Source organism: Pseudoduganella sp. R-43 (genome assembly GCF_049913255.1).
In the GTDB taxonomy this organism is placed as follows: Bacteria; Pseudomonadota; Gammaproteobacteria; order Burkholderiales; family Burkholderiaceae_D; genus Rugamonas.
This window is the reverse complement of the sequence record NZ_CP183988.1, coordinates 2275464-2300336: the sequence shown is the minus strand read 5'-3', so window position 1 is coordinate 2300336 and position 24873 is coordinate 2275464. Positions and strand designations below refer to the sequence as shown.

General features: G+C 58.5%; 20 protein-coding genes and 1 tRNA gene. 10 read left to right on the top strand and 11 right to left on the bottom strand.

The genetic code is table 11. From position 1 onward, the window contains the following. Positions 1 to 99: 99 nt before the first annotated feature. From ACN9M3_RS10485 to ACN9M3_RS10435, 11 genes are all read right to left on the bottom strand, one after another. Positions 100 to 1632, bottom strand: coding sequence for a hypothetical protein (locus tag ACN9M3_RS10485; RefSeq protein ID WP_426170548.1), 1533 nt, complete (start codon positions 1630 to 1632; stop codon positions 100 to 102). A gap of 9 nt (positions 1633 to 1641) precedes the next feature. Further along, positions 1642 to 2328, bottom strand: coding sequence for an exosortase-associated protein EpsI, B-type (gene epsI, locus ACN9M3_RS10480; RefSeq protein WP_426322308.1), 687 nt, complete (start codon positions 2326 to 2328; stop codon positions 1642 to 1644). Continuing rightward, positions 2325 to 3209 carry an exosortase B gene (gene xrtB, locus ACN9M3_RS10475; RefSeq protein WP_426322306.1) on the bottom strand — a complete coding sequence of 295 codons (885 nt, stop codon included), beginning with the start codon at positions 3207 to 3209 and terminating at the stop codon, positions 2325 to 2327. The genes epsI and xrtB overlap by 4 nt, the downstream gene beginning before the upstream one ends. Continuing rightward, a complete protein-coding gene (gene epsG, locus ACN9M3_RS10470; RefSeq protein ID WP_426170543.1) occupies positions 3210 to 4082 on the bottom strand; it encodes a chain length determinant protein tyrosine kinase EpsG in 873 nt (290 codons plus the stop codon). A gap of 10 nt (positions 4083 to 4092) precedes the next feature. Continuing rightward, on the bottom strand, positions 4093 to 5499 hold the full coding sequence (epsF, locus tag ACN9M3_RS10465) for a chain length determinant protein EpsF (protein ID WP_426170541.1): 1407 nt from the start codon (positions 5497 to 5499) through the stop codon (positions 4093 to 4095). 9 nt (positions 5500 to 5508) lie between these two features. Continuing rightward, positions 5509 to 6300 carry a polysaccharide export protein EpsE gene (gene epsE / locus ACN9M3_RS10460; protein ID WP_426170540.1) on the bottom strand — a complete coding sequence of 264 codons (792 nt, stop codon included), beginning with the start codon at positions 6298 to 6300 and terminating at the stop codon, positions 5509 to 5511. A gap of 20 nt (positions 6301 to 6320) precedes the next feature. Next, complete coding sequence (locus ACN9M3_RS10455) at positions 6321 to 7202, bottom strand: EpsD family peptidyl-prolyl cis-trans isomerase (protein ID WP_426170538.1); 882 nt, start codon at positions 7200 to 7202, stop codon at positions 6321 to 6323. A gap of 60 nt (positions 7203 to 7262) precedes the next feature. Next, positions 7263 to 8645 (bottom strand): undecaprenyl-phosphate glucose phosphotransferase, encoded by a 1383-nt coding sequence (locus tag ACN9M3_RS10450; protein ID WP_426170537.1) that lies wholly within the window; start codon positions 8643 to 8645, stop codon positions 7263 to 7265. 15 nt (positions 8646 to 8660) lie between these two features. Further along, positions 8661 to 9848, bottom strand: a complete 1188-nt coding sequence (gene epsL / locus ACN9M3_RS10445; RefSeq protein WP_426170535.1) for an XrtB/PEP-CTERM-associated polysaccharide biosynthesis outer membrane protein EpsL — start codon at positions 9846 to 9848, stop codon at positions 8661 to 8663. Between the two features lie 23 nt (positions 9849 to 9871). Beyond that, on the bottom strand, positions 9872 to 10612 hold the full coding sequence (locus ACN9M3_RS10440; protein ID WP_426170534.1) for a CAAX prenyl protease-related protein: 741 nt from the start codon (positions 10610 to 10612) through the stop codon (positions 9872 to 9874). Between the two features lie 128 nt (positions 10613 to 10740). Then, positions 10741 to 12654 (bottom strand): ATP-binding cassette domain-containing protein, encoded by a 1914-nt coding sequence (locus tag ACN9M3_RS10435; protein ID WP_426322302.1) that lies wholly within the window; start codon positions 12652 to 12654, stop codon positions 10741 to 10743. 78 nt (positions 12655 to 12732) lie between these two features. Here ACN9M3_RS10435 and ACN9M3_RS10430 point away from each other — a divergent pair. The 10 genes from ACN9M3_RS10430 to ACN9M3_RS10385 all read left to right on the top strand — a co-directional run bounded on the left by ACN9M3_RS10430 (position 12733) and on the right by ACN9M3_RS10385 (position 24827). Then, a tRNA-Arg gene (locus tag ACN9M3_RS10430) sits at positions 12733 to 12807 on the top strand. A 291-nt stretch (positions 12808 to 13098) separates the two neighbouring features. Continuing rightward, entirely contained in the window at positions 13099 to 15855 is a 2757-nt protein-coding gene (gene tssI / locus ACN9M3_RS10425; protein WP_426322300.1) for a type VI secretion system tip protein TssI/VgrG, read from the top strand. A gap of 7 nt (positions 15856 to 15862) precedes the next feature. Further along, the gene (locus ACN9M3_RS10420; RefSeq protein ID WP_426322298.1) at positions 15863 to 16759 is read left to right on the top strand and encodes a DUF4123 domain-containing protein; all 897 of its coding nucleotides are present in this window, start codon (positions 15863 to 15865) and stop codon (positions 16757 to 16759) included. Positions 16760 to 16781: 22 nt separating this feature from the next. After that, positions 16782 to 19670 carry a T6SS effector BTH_I2691 family protein gene (locus tag ACN9M3_RS10415; RefSeq protein WP_426322296.1) on the top strand — a complete coding sequence of 963 codons (2889 nt, stop codon included), beginning with the start codon at positions 16782 to 16784 and terminating at the stop codon, positions 19668 to 19670. Continuing rightward, entirely contained in the window at positions 19667 to 20458 is a 792-nt protein-coding gene (locus ACN9M3_RS10410; protein ID WP_426322294.1) for a putative type VI secretion system effector, read from the top strand. The genes ACN9M3_RS10415 and ACN9M3_RS10410 overlap by 4 nt, the downstream gene beginning before the upstream one ends. 99 nt (positions 20459 to 20557) lie before the next feature. After that, positions 20558 to 21340: a hypothetical protein gene (locus tag ACN9M3_RS10405; RefSeq protein ID WP_426322292.1), complete on the top strand. Its 783-nt coding sequence runs from the start codon at positions 20558 to 20560 to the stop codon at positions 21338 to 21340. An 82-nt stretch (positions 21341 to 21422) separates the two neighbouring features. Continuing rightward, positions 21423 to 22208, top strand: a complete 786-nt coding sequence (locus tag ACN9M3_RS10400; RefSeq protein WP_426322290.1) for a putative type VI secretion system effector — start codon at positions 21423 to 21425, stop codon at positions 22206 to 22208. A 43-nt stretch (positions 22209 to 22251) separates the two neighbouring features. Then, positions 22252 to 22806, top strand: a complete 555-nt coding sequence (locus ACN9M3_RS10395; RefSeq protein WP_426322288.1) for a hypothetical protein — start codon at positions 22252 to 22254, stop codon at positions 22804 to 22806. A gap of 228 nt (positions 22807 to 23034) precedes the next feature. Continuing rightward, a complete protein-coding gene (locus tag ACN9M3_RS10390; protein ID WP_426322286.1) occupies positions 23035 to 24429 on the top strand; it encodes a hypothetical protein in 1395 nt (464 codons plus the stop codon). A gap of 134 nt (positions 24430 to 24563) precedes the next feature. Continuing rightward, positions 24564 to 24827 (top strand): PAAR domain-containing protein, encoded by a 264-nt coding sequence (locus ACN9M3_RS10385; protein WP_426170504.1) that lies wholly within the window; start codon positions 24564 to 24566, stop codon positions 24825 to 24827. The last annotated feature ends 46 nt before the right edge of the window (positions 24828 to 24873 follow it).

Here is a 24873-nt window from a genome sequence, read left to right as displayed (position 1 = left end):
TCCGGCACAACAAGGAAAGTCTAACATCACGCATTTCACAAATTCGTTTCCGTGCGACAAAATTTTTGTAACAGTGTCGCTCAGAAATGACACAATCCCCTAGCCTTGGGACGAGCCGAAACGGCACAACTGGACAATCGTCCCCATGCACATCATCAGGAGCAGCTGGGCGGTGGGTTCATCCATCAGCGCGCGGTTATATACGAGCATCATCAGGAACAGCAGCATGGCTGCGACACAGGTATCTGCCAGCGCGAGCTGGGCCACGCTACCTTGTTTTCGGCGCACGTAGCGCCAGGCAGCTAGCAGTGAAAACAGTAGCATGGAGCTATAAGCGAGAGCGCCCAATAGGCCCACATCCCAGAGCAGGATCGCCAGCGCCGTGGCATCGAGATGCAGCGGCTGGTAGCGCTTGGCGACCTCGCCCGCGCCGAGCAGGCCGGACGGTTTGCTGGCGCCCGGTCCGTAGCCGACCAGGCGGCGCGGCACCGAAGCCAGCGGGTCATGCGCCCACAGCGCAAGCGAAGCGGCGCGGCTGATCTCGCCGGTGCGGTAATTGACGTTGTTCGGGTCGAAGAAGTAGCCGCCGCCGCGGTCCAGCTTTTCGGCCATGCTATGCGCCGACTGCACCTTCTTGCCCCAGTACAGCGTTTCGTACACGGTGTACGTGGTGCCGACGAAGGCTGCTAGCAGCACGGCAAAGCCGATGAAGGCGCCGATGCTGCGCAGGATGCGCTTCCGCAGCACCCAGGCCAGCACCAGCGGCAACCAGACGAAAGCAGCCTTCACCTCGCCCAACAGGATGATGGCAAAGCCGGTCGCCTGGAAAGCCCACATCGCCTTGCCCGACATCTGGCCCGCGTTCCAGCGCGAAGCGGCATAGCCCATGGCCAGCACGGTGAACAAGACCATGATTGCACTATTGCCGCCAAAGCCAGGCGTGCCGCCAAAGGTCCCCACGATGGAATCGAAGGTGGTTGTCGTGGCGACGAAAAAGTGCTGGTACAGCACCACAGGCACCTGCACCAGCACGACCCAGAACATCATGCGCCAGCTGAGCTCCAGGTGCTGCTCCTTCCAGCGAAACCAGTACAGGGCAAACAGCACCGAAAACATCGGCAGCATGGCTTTCGCCGCCGAGAAGATCTGCGACTTCGGCACGCGGTTGAACACCAGGCTGATCACGAAGGCCGCCACGAACAACACAGCCGCCAGCTCAACGGTCGAGCCGTCGCCCTTGCGCATGCGCTGCTGCTCGCGCTTGTGCACCACCAGGTCAAGCAGTGCGCGGCAAAAGAACAAGATGGCCAGGCCGAAGGCCAGCCAGGCGGCCGGCCGCAATTTCAGGAAGTAGACGGCCGAACCCTGCAGCAGGAAGGTCAGCACGAACAGGCACCAGAACATGCCATGCAGCGGCAGGACGAACACCATCAGCACCGACAAGACGGCCGTGCCGACGATGGCCACCAGCGGCGGCGAATCGAGCCCGCCGACCACGCCGACGAAGACCGCCAGCAGCAGGAAGGGGAGCAGCAGCATCAGCGGCAGCCCGCGATTGGGACGAACCAGCGCGCGCGGTCCGGCGGCGACGGCAGTTCCCGCTGCAGCCCGGTGGAACAATGGCATGCGCATCGTCGCCCCCTATCCTTCGAACACGCCGACCAGGCGCTCGCGCGCGGGCTTGTCGAGCGCAGACAGCAGTGCGCGTACGAACTGGTCATGCAGCGCGTAAGCCGGAGCGGAATCGGCGCTGATGCTCGACACCCTCACCAGCATGCCATCCGGCACCGTGCCGCTCAAGCCGTAGCGCAATTCCTGCAGGCGCTGGTCGACGCCGGGCATGGTCGCCTTGCGCCCGACCGTGATCCAGTAGGTAATCGGTTCCTGGCGCGCACCGGCAACGGCAAACAAGCGCTTCACCGGCAGCACGCCGAGTCCCGTATCGAGGCTGCTTTTCCGGCCATCGCGCACGGTGAAGCCCTGCGCCGTATAGCAGACCTCAGGCTTGTGCACGCCCATATTGTCGCCTTGGTCGCCACCGTAAGCGATCGACAGCATGATGCGCTCGCCATTGCGGTTGACATAGGTGCGGCCGAGGGTCTGGTTGTAGATCTTGTCCAGCTTGGCCTGCGTGGCGGGATCGACTTGCAGCGGCATCACCCGCGTATCGACCTGCCACTCGCCGAAGGTGCGCGGCACCATCTGCTCCAGGCTGAAGCGCCCAGCCGCATCGGCCATGCGCGCCGTCGGGGTCAAGGCCCGAGTCAGCGCGGCGGAACACACCATCAGCGCGCCCAGCGCCAAGCTCACCATCATTGATTTTTTCATGAGTTTCGCCACCTGACGAACCATTGCAGGAAGGCGTCCACGCCGATAATCAGCAGCAGCGCCGTGATGAAGAGCACCATGCCGGCAAAGCCGTGCAGGAAGCCCTGCCCTGCCGCATCGCCCAGGTAGTAGGTCACCAGCGACAGCGTGATCACGCGGATCACGTTGGCGGTAAAGGAGATCGGGATGATCAGCAGCGCCAGCGCCACGTTGCGGAAGGCCGAGGAATGCCGCACCACGTTCAGGTAAAACAGCCCGAGCGCCTCCAGCGTCAGCAGGGTCTGCAGCCCGGCACAGGCATCGGCCACCAGCAACTGGTACTGGCCCACCTGCAGGATCACGCCGCTGCGCGCAATCGGATAGCCCGCCGCATACAGCATGTGCTCCGTCGCCCAGGACACCGCCATCTTCATCGGCATGGTCAGCATGCCGACCAGGGGCCCGGGCAGCGGTACCATGAAGGCCATGAAGAAGAAGGCGAACCACTGCACGCGCAGCGCGCCATGGCCGCATTTGAGCATCAGCACCGCGGCCAGCAACAGGACGAAGGAGGCAATTTCGAAGGCGATGATGCCTTGCGAGCGGCCCAGGATATAGGCCAGCAGGCCCACGCCCAGCACCGGCCAGCCGGCAGCGGCGGGCTGGCCATCGGCGCGCGCCAGCATGGCCGGCCATTGCCGGTACATCAGCCACAGCGCAAGCAGCAGGATGATCGGCCCATGGGCCTGCTCCTCGGTCGCCCACAAGCCGCTGAACAGGCGATAGAAGGTGGGGACATACAGCACCAGCATGCCGACCAGGACGGGCGCCCAATCGGGCAGCGCATCACGCAGGGCCGCACGCGCTGCGGCTTGCGGGCGGATGGCCAGGCCCGGGTCCACTCAGAACTCCAGCAGCACGGAACCTACCACTTCGGCCCCGGCATAGCGCACCTGCTCGCTGAGCGCCGCCACCTCGTACAGCGAGGTGGCATTGCGATGCACCACCAGCAGCACGCCGTGGGCCCGCGCCATAACCGGCAGCGAGTCGTGCGCCGTCAGCACGTCCGAGGTGTCGTACAACACGACATCGTGCAGCGCCTCAAGCTGGGCATTCAGGCCGGTGAAGTCCTTGCGCGCCAGCAGTTCGGCCGGATTGGGCGGCAGCGTGCCGGCGCCCAGCACGGACAGCGATTCGAACGCGTCGATGCGCGTCACCGCCGCCATCGTGGCGCGCCCGGCCAGCATGTCCGACAACCCTGTCTTGCCCTGCAGGTTGAAGATCTCGTGCTGCGAGGGCTGGCGCAGGTTGGCGTCCACCAGCAGCGTGTTCTGCCCCAGCTGCGAGAACACCACCGCCAGGTTGGCGGCGAACAGGCTGGTGCCGGAACCCGGCTCGACGCCGACGATGGCCAGCGACTTGTGGCCGCGTGCAAACCAGCGCAGCATCAGCTGGCCGCGCACTGCGCGCAGCTTTTCGACCTGGCGGCTGAAGGGATCGTAGGCAGCGACCAGACGCGAAGAGAAATACTTTTCCCCGGCCGGGATATAGGGATAGTCGAACTGCCGCGCCAGCACTTGCTGGATGTCGGCCGCGCTGACCATGCCCAGCGCCTGCGCCGCCTCGCCGAAGCGCACGCCGGTTTCCTCCTGCATGCGCAGCACGGCATCGGTATTTTCCGGCGTCAGCTTGCCCGCTTCCTGCAGCAGGGCGCCGATGGTCGCATCGCCCACGCCGTGCGGCGAGGCGGGATTGAAATGCAATGGGCTGTTCATCAGCACCTCCTCAGTTCAGCCGCAGCGTGCGCGGCGCATGCAGGTGCGGCAGGCCGAAGCGGCGCTGGCGCGGCGGATTCCAGTCGATCGTGGCCAGCACCGGAATGTGCACCACTTCGGCCAGGTCGGCTTCCGACCGCACGCGGCGATCGAACATTTCAGACAGCATCGCAATGCCGATGCCCAGCATGCTCCCCAGCAGCAGCGACAGCACCGTGTTCAGTACCACGCGCGGACCAGCCGGCTCGATCGGCGCCACGGCCGGGTTCAGCACCGACACGTCGGACTGGTCGGAGCCGCCCTCGATGCGGGTCTGCGAAGAGCGCTGCGAGGCATTGTCGAAGGCACGCTGGGCGCTCTCGACATCCTTGTTCAGCACATTCATTTCATCGCGCTGGCGGTTCAGCTGCAGCACCTTGGTCTTCTGGTCGGCCAGCGCCGTGCGCAACGCTGCTTCGCGCTGGGCAAAGACATTGGCGTTGTTGCTGACCGAGGAAGTAACCAGGGCGGTCTGCTCATTGAGGCCGGCCCGCAGGCGCGCCACTTCGGCCGCGGCGCTCTGGTATTGCGGGTGGTTGCGGCCCAGGCGCTGGCCCATTTCCGCCAGCTTGGATTCCTGCTGCGCCAGGTTGACGCGCAGGTTCTGCACCACCGGGCTGGCCGTCACGTCCGGCGAAGCGCTGCCGGAGCCGCGCGCCACCGACTGCCGCGAATTGGCTTCCATCGCCTGCGACTGCGCCGCCACCAATTGCGCCGACAGGTCGTTCAGGCGCATCGATTCGACGTCGAGCCGGTTGTCGACGCTGACGATGCCGTGCTCCTGCTGGTATTTCGACAGCTTGGCCTGCGCCACTTCCAGGTTATCGCGCAGCACTTTCAACTGTGCGTTGAAATAATTGGTGGCCTTCTTCATCGGCTCGACCTTGAGCTGCACATTGATCTTCTGGTATTCGTCGGCGAAGGCATTGGCCACCGCGGCGGCAAACTGCGGATCGGAAGCCTTGAAGGTGACGTTCAGCACCGAGCTTTCCTTGGCCGGCACGATATCGAGCTTCTTCTGCAGCAGGTCGGCCAGCCAATCGCGCACTGTGCCCTTGCCGCCTGTCGACTCATTGAACTGGGCGATGACGGCCGGGCTTTCGGCCAGCTTGAGCTGGTCCACCACGCGCAGCGCGACATTCTTGCTGCTGATGATGTCGATCTGCGTCGCCATATAGCCGGGCAAGAGCTGGCCCGGCAGGGCCATGCCGGTCAGCGGATCGACGCCCTTGTAATTCATCACCAGCGAACTGGTCGCCTCATACGTCTTGGGCAGCAGCAGGCTGACTACGAGGGTGGCGGCCACCGTGACCAGCAAGGTCAGCAGCACGATCTTCTTGCGCGCCTGGAGGATCAGCAGGAACTGGGCGAAATTCATGACACCTCCTTAGAACCAGCTTTCCTTGATGAAGATGACGTCGTCGGTCTGCACCACGTCCTCGTTCTTGGCGGCGATCACCTGCACCGTGCCGTCACCGCCGCGGCGCTTGATCTTGATGCCGCTTTCAGTGCCGCGCGGGGTCAGGCCGCCGCCCACCGCCAGCGCCTGGCTGACCGTCATGGTGCGCTCCAGCCGGAAGGAACCGGGGCGCTGCACCTCGCCATAGATGTAGAAGCGCGGCGAACGCTCGGCATAGATCACATCGTTGGGGCCGAGCTCGATCTCCTTGTCCAGCGCGCCATTGCGCACCATGTCGACCACGTCGATCACGGTCTTGGTGGTCTTGCCATCGCGGGTGCGCACCACACTCACGGTATCGCCGCCATCGGCATTGAAGCCGCCGGCCTGCGCCAGCATGTCCATCACCCCGCGCTTGCCGCCATCGAGCGGATAGCGCCCCGGACGGTTCACCATGCCCAGCACCGACACTTGCGCGCTCTGGATCTGCGAGACGATGATGCTGACCTGCGCCGTTTTCAGGTAGCCCTTCTTGACCAGCTGCTCGCCAATCGCCCGCTCGGCCTGCTGCACTGTCATGCCGCTGACCTTGACTTCCCCCAGCAAGGGGAAGGTGATCTTGCCCGATTCGCTGACCCGGGTCTCTGTCGCCATGTCCGGGTTGCCGAACACGGAAGCCTTGATCACGTCGCCTGCGCCCAGCGTCAGGTCGGCCGCCTGTGCAAAGCCTGCACCCAGTACGAAAGCCATCGCCACCATCCACATCAGTAGTCGTTTCATGATTGCTCCTCGATCCAGTATTATTTCAGGCCGGCCACACCACGTTCCAGTGCGGTGGCCGGGGCGCCCGCATCCGCTACCGGCGAGGGCTGGTTGATATAGGCGATCTTGGCGCTGGCGCGCAGGCGCTTGACCTCCTCCTCGGCCGACTCCTTGCCCTTCTTGGCGACCAGGTATTGCTCGATCTGCGGCCTGGCCGCATCCAGTTCCACCGGCGAAGAACGGATATCGGCAATGGTGACCAGCATGCTGCGCTCGCCCTCGCGCACGATGAAGAGCTGGCCCTTCGACAGCGCCAGCAACTTGGCCGACAGTTCCGGCGGCAGCTCCGAGCCGCTGCGGCTCAGTTGCGCCTTCTGGTACTTGACCTTGTGCTGGTCGAGCCAGGCTGCCACCTCATCGAGCGAACGGGTCTTGTCCATTACCGCCTTCAACTCATCGTTCACCTCGCGTGTCGGCAAGATGATTTCACGCATGTCGAAATGCTTGCGTTGCGCAAAGAATTGCGGGTTCTGGCTGTAATAGGCTTCCACTTCCGCCGCGGTCGGCTTGGCCGGCGTGCCGAGGCGCTTCTGCATATAGGCTTGCGCCAGGATCACCGAGCGCGCCCTCTCGATCGCCTGCACCACGCGCGGATCGCGGTCGACCTTCTCTTTCGCCGCTTCGCCGATCAGCAACTGGCGGTCGATCAGGGCCTCCAGTGCCTGCTTGCGCGCGGCTTCCTGTTGCGCGGCCGGAGCGTTACTGCGCGACAGTTCGTCGTTCAACTGCATCACGGTGATTTCCTCACCATTGACGTTGGCCAGGGCCTGGCCCGGTTTCTGTTCCGCCTTGCTGCTGCAGGCGGAAACGAGGACCACCAGCATGCCCGCGAAAGCCATATTCGGGTTGATGTGCTTCAAAATATCCTCCCTCGACTGTTGCAACTCATTCTAATAGCGCGACCAGCGCGCACGATTGACTCAGTACGCGTTTTGCCGCTTCAACACCACCTTGACTGTCCGCAAGATGATCCACAGGTCGAGCCACAGCGACCAGTGGCGCAGGTAGTCCAGGTCATAGCGGATGCGCGCCTCCATCTTTTCCAGGGTCTCCGTTTCACCACGCAGGCCGTTGACCTGGGCCCAGCCGGTAATGCCCGGCTTGACCTTGTGGCGCAACATATAGCCCTTGATTAGCTTGCGGTATTGTTCGTTGTGGGCAACGGCATGCGGGCGTGGCCCGACTATGCTCATCGTTCCTTGCAGCACGTTGATAAATTGCGGCAATTCATCCAGCGAGGTGCGGCGCAGGAAGGCGCCGATCTTCGTGATGCGCGCGTCATGGGCAGTGGCTTGCTTCACCACCGGACCGTCCTCCGTCACGCGCATCGAGCGGAATTTGTAGACGATGATTTCCTCGCCATACAGGCCGTAGCGGCGCTGGCGGAAAATCACCGGGCCTGGTGAACTGATCCACACGGCCAGCGCAATCACCAGCATCAGCGGCGCCAGCGCCATCAGGATCGCACTGCCGATCAGCACGTCGCTGGCGCGCTTGACGATGCCGTCGAATCCGACAAACGGCGTTTCGCAAATCGCCACCACCGGCATCCCGCCCACGCTGTCGAAACGCGCTTGCATCAGGTCGAACACATAGATATCAGGCAGGAAATAGACCGAGGCCGTGGTGTCCTGCAATTCATCGAGCAGTTTGCGGATGCGCGGCTGGGCCGAAATCGGCTGGCTGATGAAGATCATCTTGATGTGGTGGTCGCGCACGAAACCGGCCACCTCGCCCATATTGCCCAGCACGGGGTGCGACAGGCCCGACTTGCGGCGGTCGGCAGTACGGTCATCGAAGAAGCCGCGCACGCTGAGGAACAGGTTGGGCATGCGCTCCACGGTGGCGGCGAACTTGGTGCCCACTTCATTGGCGCCGACGATGACCACCGAGCGCACCTCGCTTTCCTTGGCAGGGTCGGTACCGACATGGCGTGCCGCCAGGTGGCTCATGAGCAGCGCGAACGGCGTCGCCAGGAACCAGCTGAACACTACGGCCTCATCGTAGTGGTAAGCCAGGCCGCTGACATTGCCGAGGAAGACCAGGATCACGGCGGTGACGATCCAGCCCATGAAGATATCGCGCGCATAGGCGGTGATCCGTCCGCTGCGCCAGGTGCGGTAAGGATCGACGTGCTGGTACACCGCCGACGAGATGAAGAAAGCCAGTACCATCAGCACCAGCGAATACCCGGTAAACGGCTCCCCATACACCATCGACGTGGCGTACAGCATCCCCATGATGATCAGCGGATCGAGCACACGCTGGAAAAAGGAGACCAGGGGAATATCGTTTACCGTCATCGTCGCTCCTTGTCATCAGAACTGCACTGTGGCCATGAAGGAAACGCCCTTGGCCTTGTAGCTGCCGGTGCCGATCAGCGGCGTGCCGGTACGGCGGTCCTTGAAGCCAGTCACGCTCAGCTGGACCTTGCGCCAGGGCTGGTAGACCACGCCGACATTGGTGCTGCGCGTGGTATCGCTCGGGTCGCCATTGAAGGTGACGTAGGGCATGCGTTCGAATTTGCGTTTCTCGCGCTTGATCCCGGCGTTGGCCTGCACCTTGGCCGAGAGGTCCCAGGTGGCATTCAGGCTGGCGCCCTTGTTGACGCTGTTGTTGACCACGATGCTTTCCACCGCCGCGAATTCGCGCCAGGTCTCGGCGGAAAAGCGCAGCTTGCTGCGCGGCCGCCAGTTCAGCGTGGCGCGGCCGTTAAGGCCGCTGGTGTCACGCTCGGTAAAGGTATCGTGCTTGCGCTTGGCGTAGCCGGCCAGCAATTGCAACTGCGTGATGTCGCTGTACAGCCAATTGATATTGGCTTTCAGCTCATCCTGCGTATAGTTCTGGTCGAGGAAGGTGGCTCCGATTCGGCGCGGGTTCAGGAAGTTGCCTTTGATATGGCGTGCCACCAGGCCTACCCTGCTGCCGCTCGACGCATGATAGTCGATGCCGACTTCACTACGGTCTTCCTTGCGGTTGTTCAGGCTTTGCGCTTCCAGCTCGTAGTCGAAACGGTCACGCTGGAAGCCGGTGTAAATGCGCCAGCTCGGATGCATGCGCCAGCCGCCGTTGGCGTACTCGCGGCGCTGCGTGCGCAGGTTGCGTTCTTCCGAGTGGAAATCGTTGAACGGCGTCAGCACCTGCTGGTAGCTGCCGCCGATATTGCCGTCGAAGTGGTTGCCCACCACCCAGGCCCAGTCCAGGCTGAAATCCTTGCCGTTGTAATCAAGCTGGTCGTAGTGGTCGAAAGTCACGCGCGAGACTTTCGCTTGCCCGGTAATCTTCTGGCGCCCGATGGGGCGATCCAGCGCAATGCCGGCAATGGCTTGCGTGGCGCGGTCGGAACGCTGGATGCCGTCCGGCGTATTGTCCGGCAGGCGCAGCAGGTTGTCGTCGTAGGTCTGGCCCACGCTGATAAAGGGCTTGAAGGTTTCGCTGATGTCCGCCTGCGCAGGACTGCACGCCAGTGCGGCAGCCAGCGCCAATGGAGTTGGCAGGATGCGCATATTATTTTTAGCCTTATGTAACACTACCAATAGGTCCAGCTGCCGGTCACCATGATCCAGGCAGCCAACAAGCCGTTCGTCACGGCATGCCCCAGGACGGGAGTCCACAGCGTTTCGCTGCGCATGTACAACAAGGTGTAGGCAAGGCCCGCGACAATGCCGGCCAGCCACAAGTTATGTTCGATACCGAACAGAAGAATCGAAATCGCTGCTGCACGCAGGCCGACAGCTGCCGGACGCAACGACAGGAAATCACGTTGTTCCAGCCAACGCAGCAGGAAGGAACGCCAGAACAGTTCTTCCATCACTGGCACCACCAGGGCCGCGCCCAATGCACGCACGGCAACCAGCGGCCAGTCGATGCGGCCATCGCTGCCGGCGGCATCGAAACCGCGCGCAGCGCCAATCTGCATCCAGCTCGCATCGAGTGCAAGCCATAAAACGAAGACACCGGCGCCGATGCCGGCGGCAACGAAGGCGTCGCGCCTGGCAGGCAGCGTGCGCAATTCGCGGTAATGCCTGCGCCACGCCAGCAGCATTGCCAGCACCAGCGCAATCTTGGCGGGATACAGCCAGCGCATGGTGTTAGCGTGCGCACCGAATCGTTCAAGCACGTCGGCGAAGATGATGAAAATAATGAAGGTGGCAAACGGCAGCACGCGCGGCATGGCGCCGCTGCGGGCGCGCAGTGCGAGCACAGGCGCGGCAGCCGCGCTGGCCTGCGGCTGTTGGGAAATGCGCTTAGGTGGCTGCTGTAAAGTCACGATATCTGCCTTCCCGTTGGAAATGCCGAAGCAGGACTGCCTCGGCATTAAGGTTGTCAGATATTACAGCGGGCAATCGTGCGCAAGCGCACGAAAGTGAGAAAGTGCAAAGAGTGGATTGAGTTACATCAAACGTTGTTGCGGGATTCGATTGCTTCCCAACGCTCCAGCGCTGCCATCAGCTCTTCTTCAATCTGCGCAATGCGTTCGTTGAGGCGCTTCGCTTCCGCTGGCGTCTTCTTATAGAAGTCCGGATCGGACAGCGTGAGGTTCAGCGCGGTTTGTTCGTCTTCCAGTTTGGCAATGAGTTGCGGCAATTCTTCGAGCTCGCGCTGTTCCTTGTAGCTGAGTTTTTTTGCCTTGGCTGGCGCCGGTGCCGCGGGCGCGGCCGGTGCTGCGGCGGGTTTTGCTTCAGCCTTCTTCGGCGCGGGTGCAGCGGCAACGCTGGCGTCGCGCACGCGTTCCCAATCGCTGTAGCCGCCCACATACTCTTTCCACTTGCCCTGCCCTTCGGCAACGATCACTTGCGTGACGACATTATCGAGGAACATGCGGTCGTGGCTGACAAGGAAGACGGTACCGGCGTAATCCTCCAGCAATTCTTCCAGCAGTTCCAGCGTGTCGATGTCGAGATCGTTGGTCGGTTCGTCCAGCACCAGCACGTTGGCAGGCTTGGCGAACAGGCGCGCCAGCAGCAGGCGGTTGCGCTCGCCACCGGACAGCGAACTCACCAGCGAGCGCGCGCGTTGCGGCTCGAACAGGAAGTCACCAAGGTAGCTCATGACGTGCTTGCGCTGGCCATTGATTTCGACCCAGTCCGAGCCGGGCGAAATGGTATCGGCCAGCGTGGCATTGTCGTTCAACTGCGCGCGCATCTGGTCGAAATATGCCACCTGCAATTTGGTGCCCTGCTTGATGGTGCCGGCGTCAGCCTGCTCTTCACCGAGGATCAGCTTGAGCAGCGTGGTCTTGCCGGCGCCGTTCGGACCGATCAAGCCGACCTTGTCGCCGCGCATGATGATCGCGCTGAAGTCGCGCACGATGACCTTCTCGCCGAAGTCCTTGCTGACGTTTTCCAGTTCCGCCACGATCTTGCCGGAACGCTCGCCAGTGCCCACTTCCAAGCGCACCTGGCCTTGCTGGTCGCGGCGCGCAGAGCGCTGCTCGCGCAGGCGCTCCAGGCGGCGCACCCGACCTTCATTACGCGTGCGGCGTGCTTCAACGCCTTTGCGGATCCACACCTCTTCCTGCGCCAGCACCTTGTCGAACTTGGCATTCTCCACTTCCTCGATCGCCAGCTGCTCCTGCTTGCGCGTCTGGTAGGCGCTGAAGTTGCCAGGGTAGGACAGCAGGATGCCGCGGTCCAGTTCAATGATGCGGGTCGCCACGTTATCCAGGAAGGAGCGGTCGTGGGTGATGAACAGGATGCTGCCCTTGAAATCGCGCAGCAGGCTCTCAAGCCACTGGATCGAGCTGAAGTCCAGGTGGTTGGTCGGTTCGTCCAGCAGCAGCACGTCCGGTGCGCCAACCAGGGCGCGCGCCAGCGCGGCACGCTTCTTGGTGCCGCCCGACAGGGTTTCCACCAGCACCGAGCCATCCAGGTTCAGGCGGCCCAGCACGTTTTCCACCCTGTTATCCAGGTTCCAGGCATCACCGGCATCCAGCAGGACCTGGATGTCGTGCATGCGCTCCATCAGCTTGTCATCGTCGCCCTGGCCGAACTGGCTGGTCAGCGCGTCATACTCCTTGCGCAGCGTCGGCAGTTCGCCCAAGCCCGCGGCGACGGCATCGTGCACGGTATGGCCCGTCTCGAATTGCGGCTCCTGCTCCACGTAGACGATCTTCAGGCCTTGCTGCATCACCAGCAGGCCGTCATCCAGCTTTTGCATGCCGGCGATAATTTTCAGCAAGGAGGACTTGCCGGTGCCGTTGCGCCCGATCAGGCCGATCCGCTCCCCAGTCTCGAGGGAAAATTCAGCGTGGTCCAGCAGGGCGTGGTGGCCAAAAGCCAGTTGTGCGGATGTTAAGGAAATGACAGCCATGGGGTGCAAATAGGGACAGAAAAACAAGCATTTTACCTGTTGCTAGCCTGTCAGCTATAATTGCGCTCGCTTTGCGTCCTCCCCGTAGCACAATGGATAGTGCACATGCCTCCTAAGCGTGGGATACTGGTTCGATTCCAGTCGGGGGGACCAATCGGCACTCTCACCGCATTCCCCCTCACCTCACACATCCCGCAACTCAAGGCCAAGCGCGTTTCCAGTCGTTTTGCGCTGTCTCCGCCTGCCATTCCATCACAATCCGCCTCCGACATTTAGGCCTGAAGCCGTATGCCCGCTGCCGCGTCCAGTCCGGTGGATCGGGAGCCTCGTACTGTGCGAGCTGTTTTTTTTATATCATGCTAAAGTTGCAAGTTGACCGACAGAAATATCTTGCCCTGAGCCGCCTGACGACCCAAGCGCTCAATTTGACTTAAACGGAGTTTCATGGACTTGTCCGATCCATTCGCATCACGAGACCGCTTCACCCAAGCCAACCGCCCCATCCGTCTGCGCCTGTTCCCCGCCAAGGGTAGCGCCCTCGCCGCCGAAGATATGCTCATGGTCCAATGCGTGAGTGGAGTCGAAGCGATGTGCGGCGATGGTATCGAATATCGCCTGCTCTGTGTTTCCACCCAAGCCGGCTTGCCCCTCAAGCAATTCGTCGCGATGCCTGCCGAAGTGCAGTTCGTCACCGCCGCGGGCGCCCTGCGCTCCGTATGCGGCATCGTCCAAAGCGCCACGGAAGGTCACAGCGACGGCGGCTGGGCCACGTATGAACTCGTCATGCGCGATGCCCTGGCCTTCAAGGCACTGCACACCAATACCCGCGTCTTCGTCAATATGAGCGAAGTCGACATTGTTCAGCAGATCTTGAGCGAATGGCGCCAGACCAACCCGGTGCTTGCGCGCACCTTCAGCTTCGACTTGTCAGGCGTGAGCGCCGCCAAGCATCCGGCGCGGGCGTTCACCATGCAGGCGAACGAAAGCGATTCCCAGTTCATCCGACGATTGCTTAGCCGGCGGGGCATTGCCTGGTTCACCCGCCCCGGCCCCACCAGCAACTCCGGCAGCGACCACGTACCCACCCATGTCCTGGTCATGTTCGACGACGTCAGGACGCTCCCTCAGGCAGACTCCACTGCCTGGCGCTTCCACCGCGCCGATGGCACCGAAAAAGCCGACAGCGTCACCGCCTGGAGCGCGACCCGCACCCTCGCGCCCGGCAACATCACGCGCCACACCTGGGATTACAAGACGGTGCAGCTGGATTCATACAGCGACCCGACCGCCCTCGACCAAGGCGAGCTGGGCAACCAGTGCGCCGCCAGCCTCACCGACACCCTGGTCGAGGCGCCACATATTGGCGAAGACAGCGCGGATTTCCAGTACCTGACCCGCCTGCGCATCCAGAATCATGAATACGAGAGCAAGAAATTCTATGCCGAATCCGACCAGCGCACAGCCTGCGTCGGCGCCTCATTCAGCCTGACCGGTCACGCCGAAATCGATGCCCACCCGGCCGAGGAACGCGAATTCGTCATCACTGAACTGCACGTCACCGCTGAAAATAACGTCCATCCGGATCTCAGCGACAAGGCGCGCCGCCTGTTCGCCCGCAACGGCTGGGACACAGCATCGGCGACTGGCTTCGACCCCGCAGCGCTGGAACAAGCCAGCGGCGAACGCAACGCGCGCTACAGCAACCGCCTCACTTGCGTTCGGCGCGGCATTCCGATCGTCCCGTCCTACGATCCGCGCACCGATCTGCCGGCCGTCCATCCCATGAGCGCCATTGTGGTCGCCGGGGATGCCGAAGGCGATGAAATCCTGTGCAATGAACTGGGCTGCGTCAAGGTCCGCTTTCCGGGCTACACGATCGAAGCCGGCAGCCGCACTGACACCCGCGGCGGCGATTCAATCGCCCACAGCACCGTTCCTGGCTCAGCGTGGCTGCGCGTAGCCACGCCCTTTGCCGGGGAAGGCTACGGCATGATTGCCCTGCCCCGGGCTGGCGACGAAGTGACTGTTCTATTTCTTAATGGGAACTGCGACAAGCCGATTATTGTCGGCAGTGCTTTCAACGGCCGCGCGCTGCCGCCGAGGTTCAGCCGCCAGGGCAGCTTGCCCGGCAATAAATCGCTGTCGGGCTTCCTGAGCCAGGAGCTGCAAGGAACCCGCCATAACCAGCTGCGCCTGGACGATACCAACGGCCAGATCAGTGCACAACTGGCGAGCGAACACGGGAACACCGAGCTGAATCTCGGCTATTTGACGCACTCGAGAGCCGACGGCAAAGCCGAACCGAGAGGTGAAGGATTTGAAGTGGCGAGCGAAGCTGCCGGTGCCTTGCGCGCATGTTCCCTGCTGCTGACGGCCGAACAGCAAAAAGGCGGCTCCGGACCGCAATTGATGCGCGAAGCCATTATTCAAGTGCTCACCGCAGCACTGGACCAAGTGCAGCGCCAAGGCGATCATGCCGGCGAAGTCGAAGCCAATCTGCCGGAAACGGGCCGCGATAACATGCTGGTCGAAGAAGACAGCAAACCCGGCGCCAAGACCGACGCCGGTCATCAAACCCAATTAAAGGAAGCGGTCGACAACCTGGAGCGCGGCTGGAATACCGACCCGAAGGGCAGCAGCGGCCAAGGCGGGCAGCGCGGCAAGCAAGGCATTCTCATGCTCGGCTCCACCGATGGCACAGCCTTGACCAGCCAGGGCAGCGTGACCATGGCGGCCAACACCAACCTCGACCAGGTTGCGCAACGCGACACGAACCAGACGACAGGGCGGCGTTGGATTCACAATGTCGGCGAGTCGGCCAGCCTGTTCATTGACGGCGGCAAGGCGAAGATCAAATACACGTTCAAGACCACCGTCGCCAAGGGCGACATGCTGCAGCGCGTGCTGGCCGGGAAATACGAGGTCGAATCGAACGGCGATATCGTGTTCAAGACCAGGGGCAAATATATTATCGAGGCGGAGCAAGGGGTATGGATCAAGGGAGAAGGCGGGTTGATCCATGTGGGCAACCGGATCGATATCCATAACCCTGGCGCCCTGTCGCTCAAGGCGGCTGACTTTGACCTGGCGGGACCGGCCAGCAGCAGCACGTCGTTGACACTGCCCACTGGAACGGCCAAACCGTGCAAGATGAAATTATCAGGTGCGAGTCACGCCGGTGCAGCCTTTGTAGAAAGGTAAGGTTGCCATGTCATTCCCGTCCCCCAATATCGCCACGTCTTTCCACACGCATCTGGAAGAATACGGACACTGCGACATCGTCATCGACCGGATGCGCGGCTTTCCCTTGCGCGAAGAACTGGAAGCACTGAAAGGCCATCTGGCAGAGTCGTTGCCGCTGATCGATCCGCTGTTTATGACGATTCCCGATGAGGCGCCGCTTCTGGTGCGCCTGTCGGTGGATGCATCAAGCCTCATCGAGAGCTATCTTGCCCTCGCCGCAGAGGAAGCGCAAAGGCCTGGACAAGGACAAGCGATTTGCGCCTTCCTGTTCAGCCATCTGCCATGTGAAAAACTCGCCGGGCACCTGACCCGCCAGCTCGATCTTCGCATCAAGACCGGCAAACGTGTTTTTTTCCGGTTCTTCGATCCGCGCGTGATGCACCATTTGCCGCGTCTGCTTCAGCCGGCGGAAATGGCGCAACTGCTCAATGGCATAGACTACTGGACCTACCCGCACTGGAGCGACCGGCGCATTGCGCTCAAGGCGCAACACTACGGCCCCCTGCCCGACAAACCTGCTTATGTTCGCATGAGCCTCAGCAGCGCCCAATCGGCATCCCTGCAAGAGATCGAAACCTTCAACCTCGCATTGCACACGCTATGGCAGGAGGGATATGCACTGGATGAAAAGACCGAAGCTGCGCTGCATGCGGCCTTGAAGACCGCCCACTCCTGCGGATTGTCGACGAAGGAAGATCGAGCAACACTGGCTTGCCACGTTATCAGTCGCAGCGAAGACATTCTGCGCCAGCCGCAGTGGCAGCGCGCACTGAGCCTGGTGCGCGAACGCGCCTTCGCACTTAGAGACGTTTTGGAAGCCGCTGGCATCGCGCTTGTATCGCCGGCCGCCCAGCACGAGTAACACCTGCCAACAAATAATTCTGATGAAAAAAGACTGCAAATTTTGCGACAAAAAAGGATTGATGATCCTGCCGCTGCGTTACAGCGTGGCGCTTGCCGACGACATGGCATCCTTACGCGCCATACCAGCGCTGCCGTCGACCCTTGGCAAAGGCGTAAGCGACCTGGTCCTTACCAAGGGCAAGTATGCTCCGGCCATGCTGCGGTCCGGCTACCTATACGTATTGATCGACCGGGAAGGCATCAAAAGCTGGGAAGGCTATCAGGTCACCCAAGACGCTTACCTTTACAAATTCCCGGTGGATGTTCCACCGCAGACCAAGGTCGAATTCACCTGCGCGCCCAATAGCTGCGGCATCGACGCGTCGATGATCTCGATTGAGCACGCCAGCGAGATCGAAAAAGTCTACTTCCTGTTTACGCCCACTGCCATGACCAAGGCCAAGCTGGACGAATACAAGAAAAACGCAACGGAACTGGCCCGACAAGGGAAGATGCAAGTCTTCAATCCGAAGGCATGGCTGGCAGGATCGACCAACCAGCCGCATGCCATGCAGGCTGACGAAATGCACACGCACACCACGGAATGGATACTGCACAAGCAAAGCAAACAGGAATGGTGGCAATCACGGCTGGGCCCCGGCCTTGAAAACCAGTTATTCCCGCCGGCCGCATCTCCTAAGCCCGATTTGGGCCTAGTGGGCGCAATCCCCGCTGCGGATCGGCTGACGCCCCTTTATCTCAGCATGCGCGACCGTGGTGCCGCAAGCTTCGTCGTGTACGACCATATCGGCATTACGCAGGAACTCAATAATTTCAGGAATGCTGCGCTAGAACCAATCGAACAGTTTCTTGAGACAAAGGACAGCGAAGGCGTCGACAACAGACGCAAGATGGACGTGGCACATGCCATCGAAGACATCAAATATGGCTTTATGCAGCACGGCATCGGCTTGGCTCAAAAACAGGTCGAATTTATGGATTCTCGCCACATGCCGGACTTCCGGGAAAATACCGCCAAAAATCTGCGCAGTATGGGTCGGATAGCAGAGGCAGAAAAAGTCGAAGAAGACATAAAGAGAAGTCATGCAACACGCGAAGCCAATCGCCAGAAAATACTGTCGGGTGCCGACGCAGAGCGCGAATGGAAAAATAAGTATGCCAAGCTGCTCGATATGGACGGCATCAAAAAATTCGGAGACGATCTTGCTGCACTGTCCGAAGCTTGCGGAAAAAAAGCCGACAGCCGCGCAGACGATCATCTGCAATGGCTTGTCGCTGACAGGCTGGTTGATGCCTTTGACACATATGACCCCAACAACCTGGGGAGTGGTTTCTGCTTTACGCAAGAACACTCTGTATGCACCTTCGGCATGTTTGGCATTGATAAGAACAAACCCAAATTGGCTGAATGGATGAATGTCAGCAAGGTGGAGCGGAAAAACCTCTACATGCGCGCCAATTTGTATAACCATAAGTCGCTGGAAGAAGAAGCCGCCAAAGCTTTTACCGAAGCCAGGCAACTTGTTGCGACGGCGGGCAGTTTAGGTGCTGTGGCAAGCGCACCGTGGCTCAAGGCTGGCAAGGGCTTGATTGACGTGCTGAAGAAAACCGACTCAGCATGGGACGAATGGCTTCGCGATAAAGTGGTTAAAGGTGTTCAAAGCGGTTCGATCGAGTTCAAATCCGGCGATCGCCTTCACAACCTTTCCACCTTCCATCGCAGCAACGAAGGGAGAATGTACGCCAGGATTGCCGAATGGTCACAAGCCTTGTCCAACAAGGCTGGGAAAATGGATAAAGGCATTCAGGCCGTTGTAGGCATGATGCTTTATGGGAGGCTCGGCAAACTGGCGGAAGAAATCAGTTTTGAAGCATTCATGCTCAAGGTGCCGCCAGACAGGCTAGCTGAAGGCTACAGAAAACGTTCCGCACAACGCAACCTTGAACTGGCCGAGCGCGATGCTGCGAAAAAAGCTGGCCGCACTCCGCGACAATTGTTTATGGAGGACCCGATCGAGGTCTTGATTCGCGATGAACAAAGAAAAGTCAGGGACAAAGTCAAAATTGCGCTAGACGAATTGGACAAGGGCAAGCGCCCTGAAACTAATAACTTCCGCCAGGCGCGCATGGGGGTGCTGCTCATGTCCATCGAAGGCTTGGCGCTGACCTTGAAATTGACCGATAACAAAGAGCTGACCTATCGCGGCAAGGCCGAAGTGGTCGCCTCCGCATTTTCGCTTATCGGCATGACGCTTGATCTAGTGTATGCCGTTACCAAATCCCTTCGCGAAATTGAACCGTTCAAGAGTATGGCGACTGTGAAGATTGCACCGCTCAAGAGTATCGCGACCGTGGATACGGCTGCGGACCTGATTCGTGGCGGGCTCAAAATGGCTGCAGGAACCTTCAGTGCGGCGGCAGGGGCGACTTCGATGCTGCTAGACATATATTCAGGAGTGACAGAAGCCAAAAAGGATAGAACGAACTGGGTATTGGCAAGCTTATATTTCTCTCGAGCAGGCGTGAGTCTATTAACTACCGGAATAGGTTTAATCGCAGCCTTCTCTTATACCGTTCCTATCTTGACACGCATATCAGAAAACGGCACCGTCATTGCTAAACGCTTCGCCCCATTGCTTACAAAAGGCATGTTTTATGCAGAAAAATTTATGGCTGCACGCACCATCTGGCTCATCCGGCTGGCAAGATTTAATCTGATCGGTTTTGCTTTCACGGCGGGAGAAGTTATTTACCGCTGTTGGATCATGGACGACGATCTGGAAAATTGGTGTCAAGCCTGTTGTTTCCGAAAAGACAGAAGCAAAGGTTGGCTTAGCGAAAAGCCCTATCCCGATGCAACTATTGAATTACGAGAACTTGAAAAAGCTTATAAGGCGATCGCCCAATGACACCATTTATCAACTCTCCATCTGCAACGTATGAGGGCGAAACACTCTTCCTCGTTGAAGGCACGCTAAGTGAACTGCAAATCGCCCGCACCACCGTAAATTTGCTAGCACAAATCGAAGAAAACATCCAGGCAAAAAACCTCGCAAGTGGGGCAGCCGGTGTGGTTGGCGGCATGCACGGCATGGTTGCCAATGCTGCTGCGTTGGCCTTGTACGATGGAGAGGATACGCACAACTTTGCCGCCGCACTGGGTGAGCATATCGTATGCGGCACCCTAGTGCATGCCGACCAGTTCAAGAATGGCGACCCTGTCAAGGCCGTGGTGTCTCAACGAGGAGATGTGCTCTACGTCCATGCCATCATGCATGCGCAGACTCGGCATTTTTATATGCCCTTGAATGTATTTGCCGGTAAAGAAGCATTTTTTAAAAGCTGTATGCGTGTGGCAAATAGATCGGCTATAGCGGTTTCCATCGTGTTCATTGTGGCATTTTATTTCTTCGGCCTATATGATGAAAAGGGCAACAACCTTAATCGCATGCAACAGTTGATACTAACTTCAGTTGTTATCACGGGGAGTTTTCTTCTTTGTTTTATTATGGAAATATGGACATACCGCACCTTCCGATATACCGGTTTTTACGCGGAAGCAATATTTCAAGTATTTGGTTTCCCCCAACCCCATAAAATTAACCTCTTTAAGGTAGGCAGCATTAACTTTAAAAATACGGGGTGGAAAAGGGCTTGGGAAGCGGATTTACTACTCCCAAAGCTCGATACTAAATAGTCGGCGACGACCAGTCTCCCCTATGCGATTGAAGGTGGCACTAAAGCATTGCATTTAAGAGCTACGAGAACTTGAAAGAGCCTATCAGGCAATGGTCCCATGACACAGTCTCCATCCTCGATGTACGGCGGCGAAACACTCTTCCTCGTGGAAGGTACGCTCAGTGAATTGCAAATCGCCCACACCACCGTAAATTTGCTGGCGCAAATCGAAAAAGACAACCAAGTAAAAAACCTCGTCAGCGGCGTTGCCGGTGTGGTCAGCGGCATGCACGGCATGGTTGCCAATGCCGCTGCGTTGACGTTGTACGATGGCGAAGACATGTACAACTTCGCCGCCGTACTAGGAGAGCATATCGTATGCGGCACCTTGGAGCATGCCAACCAATTCAAGAATGGCGAATCCGTCAAAGCGGTGGTGTCACAACGAGGTGATGTGCTCTATGTCCATGCAATTATGCAGGCGAAAACCCGGCAATTTTATATGCCTTTGAATGTAATCGCGGGCAAAGGGGCGTTTTTAAAAAACTGCATGCGTGTGGCCAATGGATTAGCTATAGCAACATCAATTGCTTGCGTTGCGGCATTTTATTCAATTGGACTATATGATGGTAAATATAAAAATATTAATCAAGAAAAACAATTGCTATTGACTTCAGTCGTCATAGCAGGGACTTTTCCCGTTTGTTTTATTATGGAAATCTGGACATACCGCAGTTTTCGATATACTGGGAGTTATGCAGAGGCAATTTTTAAACTATTTGACTTCCCACAGCCAAATAACATTGACCTCACCAAAGTGGGTTTCCTGAATCATGAAAGCACAGGGTGGAAACATGCATGGCAAGCAGATTTAATGCTCCAGAAACTCAATGCAAAATAAAAATATTGGCCTCATGCTGCCTACTTCTGCATTCAAGCTCGCATTCAAGCATTGCATATAGCACAAGAGGTGAAGAATTTCAATGAATACCGACTTACCGCTGGTGACATTCGACGGCGAAAAACTCTTCCTAGCTGAAGGCACACTTAGTGAATTGCAAATCGCCCGCACCGCCGTAAATTTGATGGCGCAAATTGAGAAAAATAGCCAAGCAAAAAACGTCGCAAGTGGGGCAGCCGGTGTGGTCGGTGGCATGCACGGCGTGGTAGCCAATGCCGCCGCGTTGGCGTTGTATGATGGAGAAGACACGTACAACTTTGCTGCTGCATTAGGTGAGCATATGGTATGCGGCACCCTGCAACATGCCGACCAGTTCAAGAATGGCGAACCGGTTAAGGCTGTGGTGTCACAGCGAGGCGACATATTTTATGTACATGCCATCATGCAGGCAAAAAGCGGGCAATTTTATATGCCACCGAACGTATTTGCGGGCAAAGACGCCTTCTTTAAAAGCTGCATGCGTACCGCAAGCCGGTTAGCTTCGGCAGGCTCAATTCTTTTTCTTGCAATATCTTATTTCTTGGGATTGTATGATGGGAAATATGAAAATATTGGAAAAATGGATCAGTTGATCTTGACTTCAGTTTTTATATTAGGGACTTTTTTCCTAAGTTTCACAATGGAAATCTGGACATACCGCACATTCAAATATACCTGTTTTTATGCAGAAGCAATTTTCAAAATATTCAATTTTCCACAGCCAAATAATATTGATCTTTTAAAAATTGGGAGCATGAATCTTGGAAAAACGGGGTGGAAATTTGCTTGGCAAGCTGATTTGATGATCCAAAAACTCAATGAAAAATAAGCACCATTGATCTCAATCTACCGCCGAGTAAAGCCTTTTTTTCATGGACAACTATCAATTAACAGGAACTGCGCTCTTTGTTTCCGGCTCCTTAATCAGTCTTTTCTTTCTTTTAAGCTACCGAGCTTTCCTCGTCTATGCCCCGCTCATAACCATTGGCCTTTTTTTGATGATTGGTTGGCGAATGTTCCTTGCGATAGTGGCAACGTTCGTATGCTTTTTTTTATGGATGTATTTGCTCGGTGCAAAAGACAGGCGTTACGCGCGTAATTTTCCGGTTTTCGAATCGGTGCCGCTTGAAAGCGTCCGCGATCAGGATGGATTTCGATATGATTTTCACATTGCGGAGGCGAACACCGGATTCATTATCGGAATCCAACACGAAGTTGAAATTGACGGTACGCGGGTGATGACGAAAACGAATTGGGAAGATATTTTTCCGGACTATGAGTCAGCGAGGATTGAACTCTTGAAGCGGCTCGATGATTATCCCCTACTACGCGACCGAAAGCCTACCCTTGACCGAAAGCCTGCCCTGCCCACCGAAAAGAAGTCAGCCAAGAAACCGCGCCGCGCCAGTTCTCGCGGCAAACGTTGATGTGGCCTTTTTAGTTGATACGGCAGTAACGAGTTCATCCTGCATCACACCCTCAGGCCCCGTCGTGCGTCCGACTACTCTTTCGCTCCGGTTTAATCATTAGCATTCGACTTTATCGTGATCACCAGTCTCTTAATCAATCTCTTTATCCTATTCGTCGCAGCTGTAGCGTGGATAGCCATCCTATGGTTCGGCATCACTCTCAACTTCGCGCGGTGGAGTGCAGTCGTGCTGATCGTCATGCACGTGGCGCCCCCATTGCTGGCCTGGGGTGGCTGGCGCTTGCTTCGTCAGTGGCGGAGCGAGGACCAGGAAAAGGAAGACGAGGCGGCCATCAAACAACAGGCAAACATGGAGGCGGCCCAATTGCGCCACGAACAGGAATGCTCCAGCCGTCGTTCTCATTGCGAATGCCGCGCGATCGTCATGCAAGCCAAGGCGCTGGCGCCGGAAACGTTGTTCGATATTGATCTGCCCAACGTCGTGCTTCAACTTGCCCAGCCTAAAGGCGATGAGTCGGACGTATTCGAGGCGATGAAGAAAGCCGATCCGGCCTTGGCTGTCGACGGATTTGCGCCGTTGATATACGACACACTTCAGCATCTCTATGATAAGTGCCCCGCGAGCATCGCATTGCCGATTTATGTCGTGGCGTCGGATCAGATGGACATGGCACAGATGTCCGCTGGACTGGGCCGCATCCGTAAGGAAATCGCGGAAGCAATGGAGCCTGCGCCCACTGTCCCGAATGACCCTGCTTTTATTCGCCTCTTGCGTGTTGACGGCAATATTGCAGATGCCGTGCTGTCGGTATTCGAAAACGATTCTGCGCTTCCTGGCGCAGTGATTCTGGCCTTCGACTCACCGCTGGTACAGGCACAGAAAACGGGTTCCGGCGCCACGCCGCAGGAACGATGGGCTGGGCCACCGGGCCAAGGCGTGATCGCCCTGCTGATGACCCCGGCGGGGCTTTCACCGCTGCCGGTGCAGAGCACGCAAGAAGAAAATAGGTACGCTGGACGCCCATCGGCCGAGCAGCTGGCGATCAAGCTACTAGCGGAGGCTTACCATGCGGCCCGCGAACAGCTGATAGAGCTGCCTGTCATGGCGCAGATCCGGCGCGGCACTGCCATCGTCCTCAAGCCCGAAACCCCAGCGCGCCCGCCGGCCTTGCATAACGCGCTGAGCACTTTATTGGAGCGTGCCAAAGCGCATGCCGGTTGGCCGGATCAGCCGTCAATTGCTGATGGCGAAGCGGTAGGCGAACCGGCCGCATCCGACAGTGCCAACAGGGCTGATGACAAGTTGGAATGCGGCTGGCTGATTCACAACGCCGGGAGTGTCGGCGTCATGGGCGCCCGCTTGGCTGCAACCGCGACGGCAATGAACCATCACAAGATGAATGTCGACCCGTTGGACAAAGCGACCAATGTGGCCATCGTCCTCGGCGATTTTGGCAAAGCGAACGGCGTCGGCATGCTCGCTCTGTCGGCAATGCAAAGTGCCATGTTGAAGCAGCCGGTAATGTGTACGGAATTCAATCAGGACGAGTCCGTTGCGATGTTTTTCGCTGCTCCGCCTTCTGAGAAAGCGCCACAAGACGTTATGCAAAAAGCCGCATGACCGATATGCGTCGCCAGGACCTATGCAATTTGACATCCTCGCCTCAGCGGCCGGCGGCTGAGGTACGTTGCCTGCAATAGCACGCGGCGACATGAAGGTCGTCATTTTTGTCCTTTAACACTGGAAGATTTTCTATGCGTAGAATTATTCGATTGGGTGACCCGACCAGCCATGGCGGAAAGGTTGTTTCCGCCTCCGACAATTTCAGCATCATGGGCATCAAGGTGGCACGCAAGGGAGATGCTTGTACCTGTCCGCACCCTGGCCATACCAACTGCGTCATTGTGGAAGGCGATCCGACGCATCGCATTGGCGGCATCGAAGTGGCGTACGAAGGTCATCAGGTAAGTTGCGGTGCGGTGCTGATTTCGACGCTGCCGAACCTCCGCAAGGCATAGCCATTCCCGGCTCTCAACGATCTAATTGGGCGGACTAATCAGCTCC

Excerpts from the sequence above, each read along its gene's own strand:
- ACN9M3_RS10485 (WP_426170548.1), bottom strand. The coding sequence starts at position 1,632 with ATGCGCATGCCATTGTTCCACCGGGCTGCAGCGGGAACTGCCGTCGCC.
- epsI (WP_426322308.1), bottom strand. The coding sequence starts at position 2,328 with ATGAAAAAATCAATGATGGTGAGCTTGGCGCTGGGCGCGCTGATGGTG.
- epsG (WP_426170543.1), bottom strand. The coding sequence starts at position 4,082 with ATGAACAGCCCATTGCATTTCAATCCCGCCTCGCCGCACGGCGTGGGC.
- epsF (WP_426170541.1), bottom strand. The coding sequence starts at position 5,499 with ATGAATTTCGCCCAGTTCCTGCTGATCCTCCAGGCGCGCAAGAAGATC.
- epsE (WP_426170540.1), bottom strand. The coding sequence starts at position 6,300 with ATGAAACGACTACTGATGTGGATGGTGGCGATGGCTTTCGTACTGGGT.
- ACN9M3_RS10450 (WP_426170537.1), bottom strand. The coding sequence starts at position 8,645 with ATGACGGTAAACGATATTCCCCTGGTCTCCTTTTTCCAGCGTGTGCTC.
- epsL (WP_426170535.1), bottom strand. The coding sequence starts at position 9,848 with ATGCGCATCCTGCCAACTCCATTGGCGCTGGCTGCCGCACTGGCGTGC.
- ACN9M3_RS10435 (WP_426322302.1), bottom strand. The coding sequence starts at position 12,654 with ATGGCTGTCATTTCCTTAACATCCGCACAACTGGCTTTTGGCCACCAC.
- tssI (WP_426322300.1), top strand. The coding sequence starts at position 13,099 with ATGGACTTGTCCGATCCATTCGCATCACGAGACCGCTTCACCCAAGCC.
- ACN9M3_RS10420 (WP_426322298.1), top strand. The coding sequence starts at position 15,863 with ATGTCATTCCCGTCCCCCAATATCGCCACGTCTTTCCACACGCATCTG.
- ACN9M3_RS10415 (WP_426322296.1), top strand. The coding sequence starts at position 16,782 with ATGAAAAAAGACTGCAAATTTTGCGACAAAAAAGGATTGATGATCCTG.
- ACN9M3_RS10410 (WP_426322294.1), top strand. The coding sequence starts at position 19,667 with ATGACACCATTTATCAACTCTCCATCTGCAACGTATGAGGGCGAAACA.
- ACN9M3_RS10405 (WP_426322292.1), top strand. The coding sequence starts at position 20,558 with ATGACACAGTCTCCATCCTCGATGTACGGCGGCGAAACACTCTTCCTC.
- ACN9M3_RS10400 (WP_426322290.1), top strand. The coding sequence starts at position 21,423 with ATGAATACCGACTTACCGCTGGTGACATTCGACGGCGAAAAACTCTTC.
- ACN9M3_RS10395 (WP_426322288.1), top strand. The coding sequence starts at position 22,252 with ATGGACAACTATCAATTAACAGGAACTGCGCTCTTTGTTTCCGGCTCC.
- ACN9M3_RS10385 (WP_426170504.1), top strand. The coding sequence starts at position 24,564 with ATGCGTAGAATTATTCGATTGGGTGACCCGACCAGCCATGGCGGAAAG.